General features: G+C 30.1%; 23 protein-coding genes. 11 read left to right on the top strand and 12 right to left on the bottom strand.

Going from position 1 to position 18273, the window contains the following annotated elements:
• Nucleotides 1–183: 183 nt before the first annotated feature.
• Nucleotides 184–831: a hypothetical protein gene (locus JEP40_RS18500; protein ID WP_198624739.1), complete on the bottom strand. Its 648-nt coding sequence runs from the start codon at nt 829–831 to the stop codon at nt 184–186.
• Between the two features lie 203 nt (nt 832–1034).
• Here JEP40_RS18500 and JEP40_RS18495 point away from each other — a divergent pair, with 203 nt between their 5' ends.
• The 3 genes from JEP40_RS18495 (at nt 1035) to JEP40_RS18485 (ending at nt 2695) form a co-directional block, all read left to right on the top strand.
• Entirely contained in the window at nt 1035–1190 is a 156-nt protein-coding gene (locus JEP40_RS18495) for a hypothetical protein (protein ID WP_198624738.1), read from the top strand.
• A gap of 687 nt (nt 1191–1877) precedes the next feature.
• Nucleotides 1878–2219 carry a hypothetical protein gene (locus JEP40_RS18490; protein ID WP_198624740.1) on the top strand — a complete coding sequence of 114 codons (342 nt, stop codon included), beginning with the start codon at nt 1878–1880 and terminating at the stop codon, nt 2217–2219.
• Between the two features lie 254 nt (nt 2220–2473).
• On the top strand, nt 2474–2695 hold the full coding sequence (locus tag JEP40_RS18485) for a YdcH family protein (RefSeq protein ID WP_072070432.1): 222 nt from the start codon (nt 2474–2476) through the stop codon (nt 2693–2695).
• Nucleotides 2696–2878: 183 nt separating this feature from the next.
• Here JEP40_RS18485 and JEP40_RS18480 read toward each other — a convergent pair whose 3' ends face one another.
• From JEP40_RS18480 to JEP40_RS18470, 3 genes are all read right to left on the bottom strand, one after another.
• A complete protein-coding gene (locus JEP40_RS18480; protein WP_198624737.1) occupies nt 2879–3130 on the bottom strand; it encodes a putative Se/S carrier-like protein in 252 nt (83 codons plus the stop codon).
• On the bottom strand, nt 3120–4205 hold the full coding sequence (gene yedE, locus JEP40_RS18475; RefSeq protein ID WP_198624736.1) for a YedE family putative selenium transporter: 1086 nt from the start codon (nt 4203–4205) through the stop codon (nt 3120–3122). The genes JEP40_RS18480 and yedE overlap by 11 nt, the downstream gene beginning before the upstream one ends.
• A 238-nt stretch (nt 4206–4443) precedes the next feature.
• Nucleotides 4444–4875 carry a hypothetical protein gene (locus JEP40_RS18470; RefSeq protein ID WP_198624735.1) on the bottom strand — a complete coding sequence of 144 codons (432 nt, stop codon included), beginning with the start codon at nt 4873–4875 and terminating at the stop codon, nt 4444–4446.
• Between the two features lie 338 nt (nt 4876–5213).
• Here JEP40_RS18470 and JEP40_RS18465 point away from each other — a divergent pair, with 338 nt between their 5' ends.
• The 3 genes from JEP40_RS18465 to JEP40_RS18455 all read left to right on the top strand — a co-directional run bounded on the left by JEP40_RS18465 (nt 5214) and on the right by JEP40_RS18455 (nt 6681).
• Nucleotides 5214–5495: a DUF5339 domain-containing protein gene (locus JEP40_RS18465; RefSeq protein ID WP_198624734.1), complete on the top strand. Its 282-nt coding sequence runs from the start codon at nt 5214–5216 to the stop codon at nt 5493–5495.
• A gap of 481 nt (nt 5496–5976) precedes the next feature.
• Entirely contained in the window at nt 5977–6393 is a 417-nt protein-coding gene (locus JEP40_RS18460; protein WP_198624733.1) for a hypothetical protein, read from the top strand.
• Between the two features lie 42 nt (nt 6394–6435).
• Nucleotides 6436–6681, top strand: coding sequence for a hypothetical protein (locus JEP40_RS18455; protein ID WP_198624732.1), 246 nt, complete (start codon nt 6436–6438; stop codon nt 6679–6681).
• Between the two features lie 43 nt (nt 6682–6724).
• Here the strand turns inward: JEP40_RS18455 and JEP40_RS18450 are convergent, their stop codons facing one another.
• Together JEP40_RS18450 and JEP40_RS18445 are read right to left on the bottom strand one after the other, a co-directional pair.
• On the bottom strand, nt 6725–7264 hold the full coding sequence (locus tag JEP40_RS18450; protein WP_198624731.1) for an AAA family ATPase: 540 nt from the start codon (nt 7262–7264) through the stop codon (nt 6725–6727).
• Between the two features lie 209 nt (nt 7265–7473).
• Nucleotides 7474–8235: a hypothetical protein gene (locus tag JEP40_RS18445; RefSeq protein WP_198624730.1), complete on the bottom strand. Its 762-nt coding sequence runs from the start codon at nt 8233–8235 to the stop codon at nt 7474–7476.
• Nucleotides 8236–8594: 359 nt separating this feature from the next.
• On the opposite strand from JEP40_RS18445, the gene JEP40_RS18440 reads away from it, so the two are divergent.
• From JEP40_RS18440 to JEP40_RS18425, 4 genes are all read left to right on the top strand, one after another.
• The gene (locus JEP40_RS18440) at nt 8595–8792 is read left to right on the top strand and encodes a ParD-like family protein (protein WP_036937502.1); all 198 of its coding nucleotides are present in this window, start codon (nt 8595–8597) and stop codon (nt 8790–8792) included.
• A gap of 12 nt (nt 8793–8804) precedes the next feature.
• Entirely contained in the window at nt 8805–9581 is a 777-nt protein-coding gene (gene map, locus JEP40_RS18435) for a type I methionyl aminopeptidase (RefSeq protein ID WP_198624729.1), read from the top strand.
• Between the two features lie 275 nt (nt 9582–9856).
• On the top strand, nt 9857–10201 hold the full coding sequence (locus tag JEP40_RS18430) for an antiterminator Q family protein (protein ID WP_198624728.1): 345 nt from the start codon (nt 9857–9859) through the stop codon (nt 10199–10201).
• Nucleotides 10202–10398: 197 nt separating this feature from the next.
• A complete protein-coding gene (locus tag JEP40_RS18425) occupies nt 10399–11262 on the top strand; it encodes a lipase family alpha/beta hydrolase (RefSeq protein ID WP_198624727.1) in 864 nt (287 codons plus the stop codon).
• Nucleotides 11263–11338: 76 nt separating this feature from the next.
• Here the strand turns inward: JEP40_RS18425 and JEP40_RS18420 are convergent, their stop codons facing one another.
• A complete protein-coding gene (locus JEP40_RS18420) occupies nt 11339–11773 on the bottom strand; it encodes a hypothetical protein (RefSeq protein ID WP_198624726.1) in 435 nt (144 codons plus the stop codon).
• A gap of 300 nt (nt 11774–12073) precedes the next feature.
• Between JEP40_RS18420 and JEP40_RS18415 the strand changes: the two genes are divergently transcribed.
• Nucleotides 12074–12811, top strand: coding sequence for a phosphatase (locus JEP40_RS18415; RefSeq protein WP_198624725.1), 738 nt, complete (start codon nt 12074–12076; stop codon nt 12809–12811).
• Between the two features lie 67 nt (nt 12812–12878).
• Here JEP40_RS18415 and JEP40_RS18410 read toward each other — a convergent pair whose 3' ends face one another.
• From JEP40_RS18410 to JEP40_RS18390, 5 genes are all read right to left on the bottom strand, one after another.
• Nucleotides 12879–14477, bottom strand: coding sequence for a methyl-accepting chemotaxis protein (locus tag JEP40_RS18410; RefSeq protein WP_198624724.1), 1599 nt, complete (start codon nt 14475–14477; stop codon nt 12879–12881).
• 686 nt (nt 14478–15163) lie between these two features.
• On the bottom strand, nt 15164–15763 hold the full coding sequence (nqrE, locus tag JEP40_RS18405; protein ID WP_109408632.1) for an NADH:ubiquinone reductase (Na(+)-transporting) subunit E: 600 nt from the start codon (nt 15761–15763) through the stop codon (nt 15164–15166).
• A gap of 314 nt (nt 15764–16077) precedes the next feature.
• Nucleotides 16078–16644 carry a class IV adenylate cyclase gene (cyaB, locus tag JEP40_RS18400; protein WP_198624723.1) on the bottom strand — a complete coding sequence of 189 codons (567 nt, stop codon included), beginning with the start codon at nt 16642–16644 and terminating at the stop codon, nt 16078–16080.
• A 261-nt stretch (nt 16645–16905) separates the two neighbouring features.
• Entirely contained in the window at nt 16906–17286 is a 381-nt protein-coding gene (locus JEP40_RS18395; RefSeq protein ID WP_198624722.1) for a DUF2628 domain-containing protein, read from the bottom strand.
• Between the two features lie 319 nt (nt 17287–17605).
• A complete protein-coding gene (locus JEP40_RS18390) occupies nt 17606–18040 on the bottom strand; it encodes a universal stress protein (RefSeq protein ID WP_198624721.1) in 435 nt (144 codons plus the stop codon).
• Between the last annotated feature and the right edge of the window lie 233 nt (nt 18041–18273).

Raw genomic sequence — 18273 nt, 5'->3', positions numbered from 1 at the left:
TTTATGATGGGCTGTCCATTTAAGTTGCATTAGCATCTTATATTTATTTATGTACTGATGGGGGCAAGATAATATAAGCCCAATTTTACATCCAATGTTTATTGGGAAAATTTAGAACAGTGGTGAGCTGTTCGATTATGATCGCAGTTTCATAGTGAGGGGAAAGAGCATCATAGTTAGCTATTATGTTTTGGGTGCTCTATATACTAAAATAGCAAAAAATATAGCCCATAAGAAACTGATAACTTTAAACCATTTAGGATATTTCTTTTGTAAAGAAAACCAGCAAAAAATAAAGGGAATAAAAAAAGTGGAAATGGCTAAAATAGCAAATTTTGTTTTATAAAATCTTTTTGCTTTGAATTCTTTTTTTACTCTTTTCTCAATTTCTTTACTGTTTTTTTCTACTTCAGCTCTTTCTTTATTCCATGATGGATATTTGTTATCTAACCAACGAGTTATTCCAAATAGTGAAGTGGTAATTCTATTTTTTGCTTGCTGACTAGTGTCGCCAGAATATCTAATCTCTTGAATAATTTGAAAAAATGATACAGTAAGCCTAAGAAACTCATTGTCTAATTTCTCATAATGCAGAGGTTCATTAGAGTTAGGGCTTTTACTCTTTTTCTCCGAGCGTTCAAAGCAACCAATCATTGTTGTGACTTCATCAACGGCTTTATCTGCAAATTTATTAAATTCTATTTTTTGAATTTCTTGCGGTGATAATCCATCATCAGAAAGACTAATTCTATATGTAGTTCCCAAACCAGGAAAAATGGAGTTTCTTTTTCTTACATTGGCCTTTATGGTTCTTTTGGGGTCTAGAAACATGAATGATACCTATCTATCTTCTAATTTAACATAAATATGTTAATGTCTTTTCTAAAAGTAAACAACGAACTATATCGCAAATATCCTATCGATAACGTACTGTGTGATCATCATTAAATGATTATTTTGTAAAACCGTGTAAGTCAGACCTTTCCGTTACTATTTTGTGCCAATATTTTCTCTTTTATAAATGGGAAATTATTATGTCTACAATGAAAACAGAGGTTATTGTTATTCGTTTAACAAAAAAAGAGCGTGCATTATTGGATTCAATAAAAACAGCACCACTACTTGCAGATTGGATGAAAGAATTAGCACTTTCTAAATTACCAAAGCAGGATCTTTTACCTAATAAATAGTCATTGATGCCGGCAAAAAAGGAGTTAGGTCGGCAATAATTATTTCATTATTTCCAGTGTAAATTTAAGTAGTAACAATAATAACTATATCGTTTATATATATTGAATTTTAGACAATCAGTATGGATACGAATAATAATGAATATAAAGTCGCGGATAAAGGCTTATTAATGGCGTTTTGGATAGAGGATTGGTTGTTATAAGATTGCTTATCTGCAATAAATTAAGCTCACATCTAATTCTGGTGGCTGATTAGGTTTGTTTAGAGTCATTGTTGCAACTTTTATTATTTTGGGTGTCAGATTTTAATCTCTCGTAATGAGAAACGATATCAATCCATCTTTCATAAAAAAGCCCAATGTGGCGGCATTGGGCTTAGTGACTCAAATAGATGGGTATAAATAACTATTAGAGATCACTACAAATATAGAGAATTTATATTTTATGAGTTAACAATAAGTGCTTTTTTCTCAACAAAAAATGCGTTAATACTGCTTTTTGTCTACTTTTAAGGTGAATTGGTGTTTTTTTATTCTTTTTTTTGTTTGAATTTATATGTTTTCTGTATTTAAGTGTGCGAATAGATTTAGTGTTCCTTTTTATGGTGTTTGGTGCATAGTGGCAAACTCGTTATAATCCTGTATGAGTAAAGTGTTTTAACTGAGCTCACTTTAATTTCGGTATATGATGATAAATAAAAACAAGATGTTACATGTTGTTGAACAACAAAAAAATGTATGTAAAAAATATGGTGTCTTACCTGAAAACCCAGAAGAGATGGTAGCAATTGCTCTAGATACCTTAAATTTAACACCTGTCTATGGTACACGCATAAAAAGACCTAAAGATGGTACAATAAGCTGGTTTTTTTATTGTGGTGAATATTGCGAAAGAGATGATTTTTACCAAACATTGCACACAGAACATTTAAACACTGTGTTACCTGAGGTTATGAAATATCTTTATCTTCCTGAAGGATATAACTTTATTATTGATAGAGATGGCTATGAAGATGTTTGGTCAGAGTAGGCGAAGTCGACTAAGTATTAATCCTGTTTTTATTTGTTCTAGAACAAGTAGCTTTACAAAATTAGATAATTCAATGTATTAAATATAATAATCATAATTAACATGTTTAATATAAAAATACTTAGTAATTTTTAAATTAGAAATATTAATTGATGTTAGTCTTATTTTTAACATAAAGACAATGACAGGTTAATCAGTTTGAGTAAGACTTAAAAGAGTACTTAATTCACAATTAATAAGGAAGGTAGCTATTTATGTTTCCAGAATATCGTGATTTAATTTCAAAGCTTCGCCAAACAGATCCTCATTTTCGTGCTCTTTTTGATCAACATAACGAACTTGACCATAAAATAGTAAGATTAGAACATAAGGATAGAAGAGGATATGGTGAAGAAGTTGTAGAGTTAAAAAAACAAAAATTAAGACTAAAAGAGGAAATCCACCAGATCCTCAAAAACCCACCAGAAGAAGAATAGCAAATAATTATTTTATAAATAGTTAAAATATTGAAACCATCCTTTGTAAATCTGGGTGGTTTTTTTATATTTAAATAATATTAATAAGTATAATTACCGGATTTTTTTGATTATAGAAAGGCTACTCATGTAGCCTTTCATTGTTGAGGTTTTAAAAATAGATTATTTTAATAATAACTTACTTCAAGATTTATCTTGCCAAAGCATATCAAATCGATCTGAATCTATTTTATAAATAACTCTAATGTTATCATTAAGATAATGTTTATAAGTTTCATTATTAGAAAAATAAACAGATACTGCTAATTCACACTCAGAAGATAATTTTCTTGGTGCATCAATTATCCTTGAGAAGAAATCATCCTTTTGAAGTTGATGGTGAAGTTTTTTGACCGCATATTGTTCATGAAAAAGGAATAAATAATTATGCGTCATCTTTATTAGTCTCATCGTGGTTTATTTTATTTGCGGCATAAGTATAAATAGCACCAACAATTAATGTAACTAAGAGACCAATAATGACAATGAGTTTACCATTATCTGTAACGCCTGCGGGGCTTGAGGCATAAGAGAAGTTATGAGCAAAAGCAGCACCAACTAACATACCTAATACACTGATTGAGGCATCGGAATTGCCTTGCCCTGCATTGGCAAGTTGGCGTAATGGACAACCAGTGATAAATACACCACAAAGGCCTACAAGCATCATAGAGAGAAAATTCCATAAACCATCATTATGAGCAATAGGTTGATTTTCAAATCCAAGGTTAAATTTGCCTAAATAGAGATTACCAAATAGAACAACAAGTGTTAATGCAACCACTCCAAGTGCCATATTATAGTTACGTGATAAAAAGACATGTTTTGCCATTCCAATGAAACAAAATCGAGTTCGTTGAATAATAAAACCAATAATAAGTCCTGCAATAATAGACATCCATATTGGTGCATGACTTGTACCAGGGCCTTTTACACTAGAATTAAAAATATCACTATTCCATAAGAATAAAGCAAACAGGAATACGCATATAACCGGTAAAATAAAACCTTCTACAGGTGATTGTCGATAATTTCTTGGAAGAGAAAATCCTTTTTTTACAAATAAGCTTCCGACACCAATTCCTATTATTAATCCAATTAATCCTATTACTGCGTTTAAATCTCCCGCAGCTATACGAAGTACCATTCTTAATGGACAACCTAAGAAAACTAAGCAACCAGCCATCATTAAAAAGCCCAATGTAAAGCGAATAACTGGCGCTGATCCGGCTTTTGATTGAAATTCTCTGAATAGTAAGGCTGCTACAAATGAACCGAGAATAAAACCGAATATTTCAGGACGAAGATATTGTACTGTTTCAGTATTATGTAATCCCATACTGCCTGCACTGTCACGAATAAAACAAGCAACACAAACCCCCATATTGGGAGGATTTCCGTTAATCCCCAGAAGTAAAGCGATAGCACCAATAACAATTCCAGATATGACTAAAACCCATTTTATAGACATTAAATGCCTCCGTTGGCGGGGGAGCCCCCTGACTAATAGAACCTATTAAGTACGGAGTAACTATATATAAGAATAATGTGTGATTCTTTTATATAGATCACGTCAAAATTAATAAACTAAATAATATTAAGTTTTAAAGTTTAAGAATGTTAATTTAATTAGCAATAAGTTAATTATTATTTAAATAACTTATTGCTAATAATGAAGGATGGAAGTTGACTTTTAGAAAGCGGTTAATTTAATTATTTATTTCTTTTTTCCATTTTGTATATGCAGTTGTAATTACTGGTGCAATTTTGTCATAATTATCCCATGAGTTTTCAACGTAATATGAAGAAGAGAGTCCTTGAGCTAAAACACGCTCGAAATCTTCGAAATAGTCATTATTTTCTGATTCGTAATAATGTTGTGTGAAAACGTATCCTTCATCACTCAAGTCATCACTAATAAATTTCTCGTCGCAAACTTGGATAAGAAATGTAAGACCGTCCATTTCTCTTTTACGTACCATTTCTAACTCATCAGTTGCATCTTCTTGTAGATCTTCACTTTCTAAGTTGTTTTCAATAATCCAAGTTAAATAGAATCCTATATGTATACCTCCATTTTCAGGTGGTAGGTCATCAGGAAAATCACCATAAGCGTGCCAGTCGATTCTATCAATTGCCATTTTTCTACCGATATTAATTAGTGGAGATAATTTGATTATAACGTGTATTATCGATATATAGATAGTAGTATTACTACAAAAATAAAATTGCTAGTAGGTAAGAACAACATATTAATTTAAGAATAATAAATCGATATATTTAATGGTTTTGAAAATATCAGACTAATTTTAATTATCATATTTTGACTCCGTTTTTTATTTTAATCATTATTAGATGGAGTTTATTTTTTCAATTAAGATAATACTTATCCCTATTTTGTTTTTCTTTGAGATAATGCAGACTTAAGAAAAATAATGAAAGTTACTTTCTAACTGTTAAAAATACTTAAAGGATATTTATGAAAAATCTTATTTTAGCATTGGGTTTATTATCAATTTCTTCTATCGCTGTTTCTGCTGATTTATCTAAAGCATGTGAAGACTATTTTAAAGAAACCGACTCTTATGTTGAGTTAATGGCAAAAAATGATGCAACTAAAGCTCAAGCCGAAGCAATGAAAGCACAGTATGCTCAGGCGAAAGAACAATTTGCAGCATTACCTAAAGATGTTCAAGAAAGCACTTGTAAACAAGCATTAGATTCTTTAGAACAGATGAAGAAAATGTCAGTAGGTCAATAAAGTATACTGCGTGTTATAAGCCTTATATTTTCTAATAACTATAAGGCTTTTTTGTTTTTTAAGTTAAATAAGTAAGTTTATCTCAGTTCTCATTACTTTTCTTTTTTACCCATCTTTTTTATTTTGGATTTTACTTATTTAATATTAATTTAAAATACCTTTTCTAAGAAAGAGCATAAATGATGAATATTGTCGCCTATATTGCAACAAGCTTAGATGGTTATATTGCTAAAAAAGTATATATGATTAATATGAATTAAATTTATCTATATAAAAAATGAATGTACGGTTAATGAATCGTTTATTTAACTTAGGTTGTTTTACTATTTCATTTCTGTCTTCATTTTTAGTTTGACTACTTGCAATCTTTTATTTTAAAAGATTATTTTTCTTTTTTTATAAAATCAATAAAAATTATTTTGTTAGTAAATGTTTTTTATGAAATAATTATTAATTCCTATTTCTTATTGATATATACACAATGCATTATTCTCTATTTTTATTTTTTTCTATATTTATTATAGCTGGATGTGATTCAAGTAAAGTAACTCAAACTAAGTTTTCTAATACATATGTTGATAACCCTAAAATTGATAATCCTCATATTGATAGTCACGCGGTTAATAATAATTTGGTTTTTATGTTGGGAAAACAGTCGCGTTTTGAATTGGAGGTACAAGAAGATAATCGTAAATTTGGACAACTTTTTAAGGCTGGTTTAAATGAGTCAAAATCATCAGTAAATAATCAATATGTAAATAATGATTATTCAACAATAAAGCCTATTCGAAAAATAAGTTTTACGATGCCAGTTCCTGAACCTATTTGGAATGAAGAAAAGCAAACAGTTGAATTTAAATGGATACAAAAACCACATTATACTTTTGATGCCTATTAATACTGTAATATCAATTTAAAATTTAATTTTATATGGAAAATTATGCGCATAGTAATCACTTTATTGTTATCTTTTCTATTATTAGGATGTACAACTGATCATGTGACTTTTAGTACGGGTAGTTCAGGGAGCCATAAGATAGGTAGCCCGGTGTGTGCTACATTAGTTTGCGGCAAAAACACACGAACACCAGGAGAACAAAAAGCCATTAATGGGGCTGTTCATGAGCAACAACGGGCTATAATGCGAGGGGAGAAACCAGATCTAAAAATTATGGCTTCTTACTAAGAGTTTATTATTATCTATGCCAGTAATATCTTACTGGCTGATATTAAATATTATTAATAATAAAATTAGTTCTGCTTTCTATTGCTAATCTAGGTAACTCAATTAATCTATAATTATATTTTTTATAAACTTCTAGCATTGCTAAATAAGTTTCCTCTGCTTCTTTTATTGTTTGCTTTCTTTCTTTATCCTGTGTATAGATTTCAGGCCAAGGTGGAGCAATAAATACATTTGTTGAATAACGAAATAGCATTATTGCATTATTAAGATGTTTGGGAATAGGTAAACCACACAATAACAGATAGCCTGCAATATCTGGAAGACCTCTATCATAGAAATAAGCTGTTTCAACGTTGGCCGCTTCATGCCATGAACGTAATTCCCAACTTAGCATTAACTGTGCGAAAGCCTCAGGATCGATCCATGGTAATCCATTACCTTCAATAAGAGTTTGATCTTGTATAATGGCTCTACCTGCCTCTAAAGAACAAGAGTAACCTTTATTTCTAAGTACATTAATTAATGTACTTTTTCCTGAGCCTGGGCCACCTGTTAATATAATGCGGTATGGTTTTTTAGACATAATAACTCCTAACAAATTTTTTATAGTTAATAGCATGGAAAATGAGATTTTTTGAAAGTGTGGTAGGAATATGAATAGTAGAAAGTGTAGTAATAAAACAAAGCCAGAATATATTAGCATAAAAAAAGAAATTTCATAATTGGTATTATCTTATAAAAATAGTGTAATAAATTACCCTATTTTTATAAGGGAAAAATTAATGATAAATCTTAGGGAATACAAGGTTCCGGTGCGTAGTTATTATCCTTCGGAAAAGGATTAGGTAAATAGCTGCATTTCTTCATTATTTCTTGAGGGCCCTCTTCTGATTCAAAAAGAGCAACACCAATTACGCCAATATTTTTTTTATCGCCTTGTGCATTATAATTTACATATCCTTCATCTGGTAAACTGAAGCGAAATGCAGCGACTTGCTGGTCATTTTTTCTAAATCCTTCGATAAATAAATTTTCTCCAGCTTTTAACAAGTAACCCCTATTTTGATATGAGCCTACAGTACCACTAATAACATCTAATCCATCAACAGTGATGACTGCTTCATACATTTTTCTTGAACTAGTATTATGTAAGAAAATAACATAGCGTTCATTTTCTTTGCCATATAATAAATATTGATTATTTTGTTGTGAGTAATAGAGAGGAATTATATTCCTAGATTCAGTCAGGATAGCTATCTGTACGGGACTCTCATTAATACGTGCAAGTTTTGAGTAAGAACTAGTGGGTAATCCTCTTTGATAATATATTGATGTTGTTTGTGAAGGTATTTGAGATAATCGATGGGCCTCGATGCTCTGAGTTACAGATAATAAACTTTCTCCCCATTTTGTTGAGAGTGCTTTATTTTCAGTTTGTTCATTAGCAACACTTAGGCTTGTGGGATAATTTCTTTCAATTGTTGTGCAACCTGAGGTTAATATTAAAAGGCTACTTAATAGCGAAAGTGATGCGATTTTCTTGGATAGGCTCATATTATTGCTTTCCTTAGTATTTATACGAAATTACTTTCTAAATTTTATTAATGTTAAACTAACGTTTGTTTTCTAATTTGTCTCTCAGCTAATTCTGAGGATAATGATACTTAAAGGTAAATAGCTTTAATTTAAGATAATTGGAAATAAAATATTATAAATCTCTGAATATTTCCTAATAAATACACTGAAATATAAAAAAAAGTAAAAGTACAACCTTTTATTTTGAGTATTATTCATTCTTTTTTTATTTGAGCATTTTATGCCTATGTCAGCACTAAATAGCAATTGAAAGCATTGATAATTGATTCTATTATGGAACGTATATGTTTTGTCATAATTTGTATATAAGGACTGGCGTGGGTATTGTAAAAATCTCTGATGAATTACATGAGTATTTGAGAAAGGCAAGCAATGTAATGTCTCGCTCGGTTAATGCTCAGGCGGAATTTTGGATAAAAATAGGTATCCAAGCAGAGTTAAATCCGGATAAAACGTTTCCAATGATTATTAACGAAATGCTGGAAAAAGAAGCTATCAAGCAACAAGCAGAATAAGAGGAAAGATAAATGGATAAAATAACAATCAAAACGTCTGATGAAATTGAATTAATGCGTGAATCTGGACGTTTGTTAGCGCAAGTTTTTACAATGCTTGATGACTTTATTATACCAGGTGTTTCTACACTAGAAATTAATGATAAAGTGGAAGACTTTATTATTAATGAACTTCACTCAAGACCAGCAAGTAAAGGGCAGTATGGTTATGAGTATGTGTTAAACACGTCAATTAATGAAGTTGTTTGTCATGGTGTGCCAAAACCAGATGAACGATTAAAAAGTAAAGATATTATTAATGTTGATATCACATTAGAAAAAAATGGGTTTATTGCTGACTCTAGTAAAATGTATATTATGCCAGAGGCATCTCCTATTGCGCGAAAATTAGCTAAAATAACGTATCAAGCGATGTGGGAAGGTATTAAAGAAGTTAAGCCGGGAGCAACATTAGGTGATATTGGTCATGCAATTCAAAGTTTTGCACAAAGCCATGGCTATAGTGTCGTAAGAGAATATTGTGGACATGGCATTGGCAGAGAAATGCATGAAGCACCACAAGTCTTACATTATGGTATTAAAGGACAGGGTGTTGAATTAAAAGAAGGTATGACTTTTACGATTGAACCAATGATTAATCAGGGAGGGGCTAAAATAAAAACTAAAAAGGATGGTTGGACTGTGGTAACGAGAGATAAAAAATTATCAGCACAATCAGAACATACAATTTTGGTTACTTCGAATGGGTATGAAGTACTGACTTTACGACCTGAAGAAACATTACCATAATCGTTAATACTTCATATGGTTGGCTATTTTAAGAAAAAATAGAATAAAATTCTTTATAACTTAAAGATAATCCGATTCTTAATTAAAATAGCCAAGTTATATTTGGATTTTTATATCCTCTAATAGATATAACATTTAATCTCATATCTTTATTAAACAGAGTTGTAAATTAAAATTTTGCTATTATATTTATAATACCTATTAATAATTAGATAGGTGTTTTTAAACGATTGCAGGATGCAATTATCACTAGATGTAAAAATAAGGATGTTAATATGGAGAATATTTCAAAAGTACTTGAAGGATGGGGAGCATGGATTGCTAATGATCACGTTGCTGTTTGTTTTTTAAATAAAAATAAAAAAGTAGTTATCCCGGAAAAAATAAAGCAACGGAAACAATGTTCTCATCATAAAGCGAATATAATCAATGGTTTAATGAAAAGATTAATGAAGTATAATACAGAAGACTATCAGTTGCTTATTAATTATTATGTTTTCGGAAAAACTTTTATTGAGCTTGCAAAACATGAAAAATGTTCGGATACATATATTGGAAAAAAGTTAAAAAAAGCCGAAGGTTTGATAGAAGGTATGTTGATTTTTTTAGATGATAATTAAAAAATAAATAAAAATATAAAATTGATAAAAATAAGGCTTTACGATCGTAAATTTTAGATTATTCTAATAAACACTTATAACAAACGAAGTGTCAAAATATGATGTATGTTATAATTTTTGTATTTTACCAATTGTTGTAAGTAATGCTAATAGGATGTTTAGCAAATAAATTAACTTAAACCCAAGGAGTGGAAAATATGTCAACTACATATCCAATTATTTTAGTTCATGGTTTATCTGGTTTTGATGATATCGTCGGTTACCCTTACTTTTATGGCATCGCGGATGCATTAAAAAAAGAAGGGCATCAAGTCTTTACTGCATCTCTTTCTGCATTTAATTCTAACGAAGTTCGTGGCGAGCAACTTTGGGAATTTGTGCAAAAAGTCCTTAAAGAAACGAAGGCAAAGAAAGTCAATTTAATTGGCCATAGTCAAGGTCCATTAGCTTGTCGTTATGTTGCGGCGAAACATGCTAAAAATATCGCTTCAGTGACTTCTATTAATGGTGTAAACCACGGTTCAGAAATTGCTGACTTAGTACGACGTATTATGCGTAAAGACGGTGTACCTGAATATATTGCAGATGCTGTTATGAAAGCCATTGGAACAATTATTTCTACATTCTCTGGTAATCATGGCAATCCGCAAGATGCTGTCGCTGCATTAGAGGCATTAACGACTGAAAATGTAACTGAATTTAATAAAAAATATCCTCAAGGGTTACCTAAAGTTCGTGGTGGTGAAGGCAAAGAAATTGTTAATGGTGTACATTACTACTCATTTGGCAGTTATATTCAAGGATTAATTGCGGGTGAAAAAGGTAATTTACTGGATCCGACTCATGCTGCAATGCGTGTATTAAGTGCTTTTTTCATTGAACGTCAAAATGATGGCCTAGTTGGTCGAACTAGTATGCGATTAGGCAAATTAATTAAGGATGATTATGCTGAAGATCATCTTGATATGGTCAACCAAGTCGCAGGATTAGTGGGTCGAGGTGAAGATATTATTGCGATTTATACTAATCATGCTAAATTTTTAGCAAGCAAAAAGTTATAATATCTAATAATAAAGTTTGTGAGTTATAAAATAATGGCTCTAATTTTTATTAGAGCCATTTTCATTTCTAGTATTATCAATTTGTGTCTTTATAAACATTAACAGAAATGCCATAACCTAATAAATAAAGAGCTTGTTCTAAGCTATCAACTTTTGATGTTTGATTAATTTCGAGTAGACGTTCTATTTGTGCGCTAGTTAAATTCATTTTCCTTGCAAGATCTGATTTTTTTGTTTTAGTTTCCAGCATTGCATTATGAAGCGCGATTTTCAAACAGCTGATGAGTGGTAAGTAAACAATGAAATCACCTGGTTGTGCTTTTGATGGTGCAGGAATAGGCATTTTACTTGAAATAAACTCCTCAAGGCCAACATGCAAAATATCAGAGGCTTCTAGCTCAATATCATCTTCCGTATAAGCAACAGCATGTATATTATCAAAATCACGATAAGTAATTTCGTAGGTTTCACTTTCGTCATCAAAATGAGCGACTGCGGGATAGTTGAACATAATTAGCCTTTGTAAAGTTAAAATGAAAAAGCATTATACGATGTTTTTTCAGAATTATTGTGTATAGTACTAAAGTGAAATATTAATTATCTAATTGATATTAAATAATATGTTAAAGATTAAAGCATATTTATCGAAGTTTATCTTCATTTCTTGCTGATGTAAGAAAAAAGTAAACATAACATTTTATAAGCGATTTCATATTTTTGTTATTGTAGCCCATCTATTTTGGGTAGATCATATATTTGAAGAAGAACCATCTTATAGATGATCATAGCGCTTTTTATGAAGGAATTATTTATGTATCCCGTTGATTTACATGCTCATACAATTGCTAGTACGCATGCTTACAGTACAGTGAGTGAATATTTTCAGCAAGCTAAAAAGCAGGGAATTAAATTATTTGCAATTACTGATCATGGTCCTGATATGGATGATGCTCCTCATGAATGGCATTTTTCTAATTTACCAGTGATCTCCCGTATGATTGATGGTGTTGGGATCCTTTATGGTATTGAAGCAAATATTAAAAATATTAAAGGCGAAACAGACTGCAGTGAAAAACTGAGTAAGAAATTAGATATTGTACTTGCTGGTTTTCACGATCCGATTATGAGTTCCTTGGGTATTGTGGATAATACAAAGGCTTTAATCGCGACAATAACAAGTGGTGTTGTTCAAATAATAACTCATCCAGGAAATCCTAAATATCCCATTGATATTGCCGAAGTTGCAAAGGTGGCCGCAGCTTGTAATGTTGCTTTAGAAATGAATAATTCATCATTTATTCATTCTAGAGTAGGGAGTGAGAAAAACTGCACAGAAATAGCAAAAGCAGTGCGTGATGCAGGTGGATTGATTGCATTAGGATCTGATTCTCATATTGCTTCTTCATTAGGAAAATTTGATCGAGTATTAGAAGTATTAACTCAAATAGATTTTCCTGAAGAACGTATATTAAATACGTCCCCAAGGAAAGTTTTAGATTTTTTAAAATCACATGGCAAGAAAGAGATCCCTGAATTTAGCCATTTTTGATACTTTAATATATTAACAATAGAAAGCTATCTTAGGGTAACTTTCTATTGAGTTGGTTAGTGTTTTTTTATTGATGAAAAACAGTTAACTCTTGTTTTAATCGATTTGATTGTGTCTGTAGGGAATCTAATGAGTTAACTAGCTCTCTTGTCATTGTGGCGTTAGCTTGTGTTGTTTGATCTAATTGATTTATAGCATCTTCAATTTGAGCAATACCATTACTTTGTTCATTGGTTGAGATAGAAATATCATGGATCATTTCATTGATATTTTCAGTATGTTTAGAAATATCCACCATATTATCGTTTGCGTCAGCAGCTAATTGAAAACATTGGTTTATTTTTTTACTTGAATTTGCAACAAGTACTTTTATCTCTTTTGATGCTAAATTACAGCTAATAGATAATTCACGAACTTCTTTTGCAACTACAGCAAAGCCTTTCCCATGTTCACCTACTCTAGCTGCTTCCACTGCAGCATTTAACGCTAATAAATTAGTTTGAAAGGCAATATTGTCAATTGTTGATGTAATATCATTAATTTGTTCAGAGAAAGAGACAACTTCATGCATGTTTTCAACTACATTAGCTAACATTTCATTACTTTGATGGATCATAGAATCTGTTTTAGTCACAAGTTCACACGATACTTGGGTATTTTCTGCATGCTGTTTTGAGGTCACACTTAATTGTCTTATCCCTGCCGATGTTTCAAGGACAGCTGCTGATTGTTGCTCAACGCGAATAGCAAGATTATTGTTCATAACAGAAATGTCATTTAATTCTGAATTGATAAGGCCTGAACTGCTATTAATGTTATTAACTATCTGCTTTATCTGGTCTCGCATTTTTTCAATATTTGTCGTGAGGATATTTATTTCAAACAGGCCTTTTGTAGAGACATTAGTGGCTAACTCACCATTACTGATATCTTCAATATTCTTCATAATGGCATTTAGAGGTGAAATAAAGTTTTTTCGTAATATTACTTGGATTAAAAAAGAAAAAATGACAATAAGGATTGTAATTACAATTAAGCTATAAATAATTTTATCGTACAGTAACTCACCTTCATTTAATGATGCAGTGTAATGGCTTTGTAGCTGTTGATGATAGTTGATGTATGCTTGTTCAAAATTATCTTGGTAGGTTTGTGTTGGTTGATTTAAATATTCATATGTTTTTCCTTGTTCTAAAAAGGCTAAAAATTCAATTAATGCAGCGTTAAGTTCAGTATATTTTTGTTCTAATTGCTGAATATAGCTTTCATTTTTAATGTTATGAGGGATGTTTTTAAAACAACTCCATGCGTGTTCAACACTTTGAAGTTTTTCTTTAGTTTGTTGTAATAAAGATGAAATATCAGTATTTGCAGTAGCCATTTTATTAATAATTAATAAATGACGGGAGCTTGCTCTATTTAAGGTATTGCGTGTTTGTAGCAAATTTTCCCAGGTATTACTAAGAAGTGATTGTTCATTGTAGATATCGTTTAGTGTGTTTAAGTTTCGCTTGTAATCATTTACGGATGAAAGAAATAAAACAGAGGCTAAACCAAGAAGTAAAATTAAGGAGCCTGTTATAAGCCAAACTAAGGTGGTTGTTTTTAAACTCGACATATTAAAAGAGACGTTTGGCAAATAACGTTGCTTGAAGTTCTTAAACATGAATAGTTATTTCCTTTTTTATAAAAATAAAAATGTGCAATATATTGATTTTTTTTAAGTTTTATTTTTACTTCCTGTAACTGGCATAGACAAAAATGACTAAAAACGAGTAAAGTTATGTTTTTAGAGCGCTCTTTGATTTAATGCCATATATCCTTTTGATTTTTTCAAATACTAAAAAAGAGTATCGGCATTTTATAAATATTCTTTATGGTTATTTATTGCTCTTATTGATAAATTTTTTAAATGAATTAATAGGTGATATAACGTATTGATTTTCAATAAATTTAATTTAATATTTAAGTTTTGAAGAATTGAAAAGTTGATATAAAAATTTTTTATTTCACTAATTAATTTGTAACCTGTTGATTTATTATTAATTTAATGTGACTTGATGACTTGTAATTTAAACAATTAGATTTTAATAATGTAAGTACTTCTATTTGTAAAATAAAAAAACACTAATGATATAAAGAACAATAAATAAAATTAGTTTTTCTTGTATTATAAGCACAAGTAAGAAGTGTTTATGTGATTGAGTGAATTAAATGAGATGAGAAAAATAGAGAGTTAGAAAGAAAATAGCTAAAAATACTATAAACGGAAAATGTGAACTTTCCGTTTATAGTTTATGTTATTTTTCAATAATATTTGTGGTATATGAAAGTTTAAATTAAATGGCTTTTTTAAAGTGAAATACCTGAAAATGACATAAAACCTAATGACATTAATCCTACAGTGATAAAGGTGATACCTAATCCTCTTAACCCTTTAGGAATATCTGAATATTTCATTTTTTCTCGTAGGCCAGATAGAGCAACAATTGCTAGTAACCAACCTACACCACAACCTGCACCGTATATAACTGATTCTGAAAATGTATAATCACGTTCAACCATAAAAATGGTAGCACCAAAGATAGCGCAATGAATAGTTAATAAAGGCAAAAAGATCCCTAATGAATGGTAAAGTGAAGGGATAAATTTATCTAAAAACATTTCTAATATTTGAACTAATGCGGCTAAAACACCAATAAAAGTAATATATCTTAGAAAACTAAGATCGATACCTTCAACTAAAACATCTTTCTTTAAGATAAAGTTATAAATTAAGTTATTGATTGGAGTGGCAATAATAAGTAAAACAGTGACGGTGAGCCCTAGTTTTAATGAAGTTTTTACTTCTTTTGATACAGCAAGAAAAGTACACATTCCCAAAAAGAAACTTAATGCCATATTCTCAATAAAAGTTGCCTTAATAAAGATATTAAGGTAATTTTCAAGCATAACCCCTCCAATTAGTGTATTTTTTTATTAATTGTAATAAAAACATCATATTAATATAAGTGGTATTGCAAAAATATCTTTTAAATTAGATCTAAATAGCATTTTTAGCCTAAAGCTGAGCATTATTAAAGAAAAAATAAAGAAAAAATTAAAAAAACACCAATAAAAATGGCATTCAATTTAAATTTGCATCAAAAGAGGTTTTTTTTATTTTTTCGTACTATGTGGGTAAATAATCTTAGGCAAGATAAAACACCGATATTTAGGATGAAGCTATAATGTCGGTGTTTGAACAGGTGATAGAAAGAATGTCTTTAAATTGAATGGGATTGTCCCTTTAAGCTATCTAACATAAGTTTTTTATAGTTATTTTTTTCAAGATGTTTTTCTGTAAATCCAAACTGTGTTGCTAAATTTTGTAATTGTTTTGTGTAAAGAGGGAGTTTGTTTTGATCGTCAGTCATAATAGCGAATTCTGCAAATGATCCTAGATTATCTAATTTATCAATTGTGATATGAAACTTGTCTAAAAAATAAATTTCTCTTGATTTGGTATAATTGAGAATACAGTGGTAGCCTAGAGTGATAAACATAGAAACTGTTTTTTCTGCATCTTCTATGCGTACTGCTTCACATTGTGATAAATCAGGACCTTTAACAATAAGAAGATTTATGCCTGAAGGTAACATTTTTCTTATACATAAGCTTATGTTTGCTGTCGGGAACTTGAGGTTAGAATGTTCCATATACCAATCTGTTTCTTGATTATTAGGCGTAAATAAGGTTGCACCTACTTTTTCTAACGCTGAAATAAACTTTTCTGGATTTTGAAGATGATATTTTAGTTCTACTTCAAATTTACCTTGAAAATGATTTGACATAATTTTTTCCTAATTTCTAGTTAACGCATTATAGCATTGACTTGAATTTTCTTTGGTTAGGAAAATGAATTTTTAACGTTGTTTTAATGTAGATCACGTTAATAATATTAGGATTAAAGTATTAATGATATTTATGCAAATAAGATTAAATTGAGTAAAATAGAATTTTTATGAAAGAAATAGAAGATATTGTAGAGTTGTTAGTAAAGAAAAATTTGAGGAATATAAAAAATAAAGGGGCAAAATGCCCCTTTGACATTATTATAGAACACCATCAAAAGGGTTCCAGCTTTGATCATTCTTGGTTTCTTTTAAATAATATGCATAGTTAGCTGTTATTGCCCATAAAATATTAATGGCAATACCAATGGCATTGATTACACCATTATTGACAGGTAAGAAGCCGATAATAGTAAAAATAGCAATGTTAATAGCAAATAATGTTAATGCTTTACGCCATAAACCTAAAATAAGAAAATAAATAAAACCAAAGAAAAAGGCCCAGATATTCATTCCAATGAGAATGCGTTTGCCAAAGGATAGTTCTTTATAAGCCGCTTTAAATTCAGTTGTTTTAGGTGAGCCATATTTATCAAAAAATGAAAAACGCTCTTGCCATTTTTCAGAGTACTCTTTATTCATGTTAATTCCTTTTACCGATATTGATTACATTTAAATTTCATAGAAAGAAAAGTATCTTTACATAAATTCACATGATGGACAATATAAAAGTATTAACAGACCATATAATATATATTTATATATAATGAGTATTGATATATCCTTTCTTCTTGTTTTTTAATAATTATCTTATTGTTTAAAAATATATTATTAATAATTACTCTTAAAAATAAGATTAATAAAATAAAATTTTATTTTGAGTTCATTTGGCGGAAGAAAAAATAAGAAATCTGGTTTATAGATTGTACCAGATTTCTTATGAAGGCATGAAAGTCAGTAATTAACGGACAACTAATACTGATGATTCAGCATAGCTAACAACAGAAGAGGCAGTTGAGCCAAGGAGATAAGTTTTCATGCCAGGATTACGAGAACCGATGACAATCAACTCGGCTTGAATTTTTTTCGCCGTTTCTAAAATTTTATCGCGAGGATTACCAATGGAAACATAAAATTGAGAGGTACTATTGGAAATGTCAATATGCGATAAATTTTCTTTTAATGTAGATAACGCAATTTCAATACGCTGTTTGTCACTTGCGAGTCGGTCTTGGCCTGCAAATGCAAAACCAACAAAAGACTCATAACTTGGGATCACGGATAAAAAATGAATATTCAGTTTATCAGCAACAGACAATGCTTTTAAATGTGAAACAACCTTGTCCAATAAACCAAGCTCTGTAAAATCAACGGGTACTAACACTGTTTTTGTCATAGTGGCTCCTAATTAACCTTTATTATGATTAGGGCTTTAATACTAATTTTTTGTACATACAAATGTAAGTTACCTATTAATCTTATCAGCCAAAATCAAAAACTGTACAAAAATTAGAAATATTTTTATTTTTTGAGAGTTGTGTATTTTTTTACATGCAAAACATGAAAAAATCGTAGTAATTTAAGAGGATGGGGCGTAAAGAGAAAACTAGAAATAATTATTGATAAAGT

It is taken from the genome of Proteus vulgaris, from assembly GCF_016239305.1.
Classification (GTDB): Bacteria; Pseudomonadota; Gammaproteobacteria; order Enterobacterales; family Enterobacteriaceae; genus Proteus; species Proteus vulgaris_C.
Note: the sequence above shows the minus strand (reverse complement) of the source record. Positions and strands in the feature narration are given on the sequence as shown.

Coding starts and splice junctions, on each gene's coding strand:
- JEP40_RS18470 (WP_198624735.1), bottom strand. CDS start 4,875: ATGGCAATTGATAGAATCGACTGGCACGCTTATGGTGATTTTCCTGAT.
- JEP40_RS18490 (WP_198624740.1), top strand. CDS start 1,878: ATGATAAATAAAAACAAGATGTTACATGTTGTTGAACAACAAAAAAAT.
- JEP40_RS18395 (WP_198624722.1), bottom strand. CDS start 17,286: ATGAATAAAGAGTACTCTGAAAAATGGCAAGAGCGTTTTTCATTTTTT.
- JEP40_RS18460 (WP_198624733.1), top strand. CDS start 5,977: ATGCATTATTCTCTATTTTTATTTTTTTCTATATTTATTATAGCTGGA.
- JEP40_RS18415 (WP_198624725.1), top strand. CDS start 12,074: ATGTATCCCGTTGATTTACATGCTCATACAATTGCTAGTACGCATGCT.
- JEP40_RS18465 (WP_198624734.1), top strand. CDS start 5,214: ATGAAAAATCTTATTTTAGCATTGGGTTTATTATCAATTTCTTCTATC.
- JEP40_RS18430 (WP_198624728.1), top strand. CDS start 9,857: ATGGAGAATATTTCAAAAGTACTTGAAGGATGGGGAGCATGGATTGCT.
- map (WP_198624729.1), top strand. CDS start 8,805: ATGGATAAAATAACAATCAAAACGTCTGATGAAATTGAATTAATGCGT.
- JEP40_RS18410 (WP_198624724.1), bottom strand. CDS start 14,477: ATGTTTAAGAACTTCAAGCAACGTTATTTGCCAAACGTCTCTTTTAAT.
- JEP40_RS18485 (WP_072070432.1), top strand. CDS start 2,474: ATGTTTCCAGAATATCGTGATTTAATTTCAAAGCTTCGCCAAACAGAT.
- JEP40_RS18445 (WP_198624730.1), bottom strand. CDS start 8,235: ATGAGCCTATCCAAGAAAATCGCATCACTTTCGCTATTAAGTAGCCTT.
- yedE (WP_198624736.1), bottom strand. CDS start 4,205: ATGTCTATAAAATGGGTTTTAGTCATATCTGGAATTGTTATTGGTGCT.
- JEP40_RS18480 (WP_198624737.1), bottom strand. CDS start 3,130: ATGACGCATAATTATTTATTCCTTTTTCATGAACAATATGCGGTCAAA.
- JEP40_RS18450 (WP_198624731.1), bottom strand. CDS start 7,264: ATGTCTAAAAAACCATACCGCATTATATTAACAGGTGGCCCAGGCTCA.
- cyaB (WP_198624723.1), bottom strand. CDS start 16,644: ATGTCAAATCATTTTCAAGGTAAATTTGAAGTAGAACTAAAATATCAT.
- JEP40_RS18390 (WP_198624721.1), bottom strand. CDS start 18,040: ATGACAAAAACAGTGTTAGTACCCGTTGATTTTACAGAGCTTGGTTTA.
- JEP40_RS18455 (WP_198624732.1), top strand. CDS start 6,436: ATGCGCATAGTAATCACTTTATTGTTATCTTTTCTATTATTAGGATGT.
- JEP40_RS18495 (WP_198624738.1), top strand. CDS start 1,035: ATGTCTACAATGAAAACAGAGGTTATTGTTATTCGTTTAACAAAAAAA.
- JEP40_RS18500 (WP_198624739.1), bottom strand. CDS start 831: ATGTTTCTAGACCCCAAAAGAACCATAAAGGCCAATGTAAGAAAAAGA.
- JEP40_RS18420 (WP_198624726.1), bottom strand. CDS start 11,773: ATGTTCAACTATCCCGCAGTCGCTCATTTTGATGACGAAAGTGAAACC.
- nqrE (WP_109408632.1), bottom strand. CDS start 15,763: ATGCTTGAAAATTACCTTAATATCTTTATTAAGGCAACTTTTATTGAG.
- JEP40_RS18425 (WP_198624727.1), top strand. CDS start 10,399: ATGTCAACTACATATCCAATTATTTTAGTTCATGGTTTATCTGGTTTT.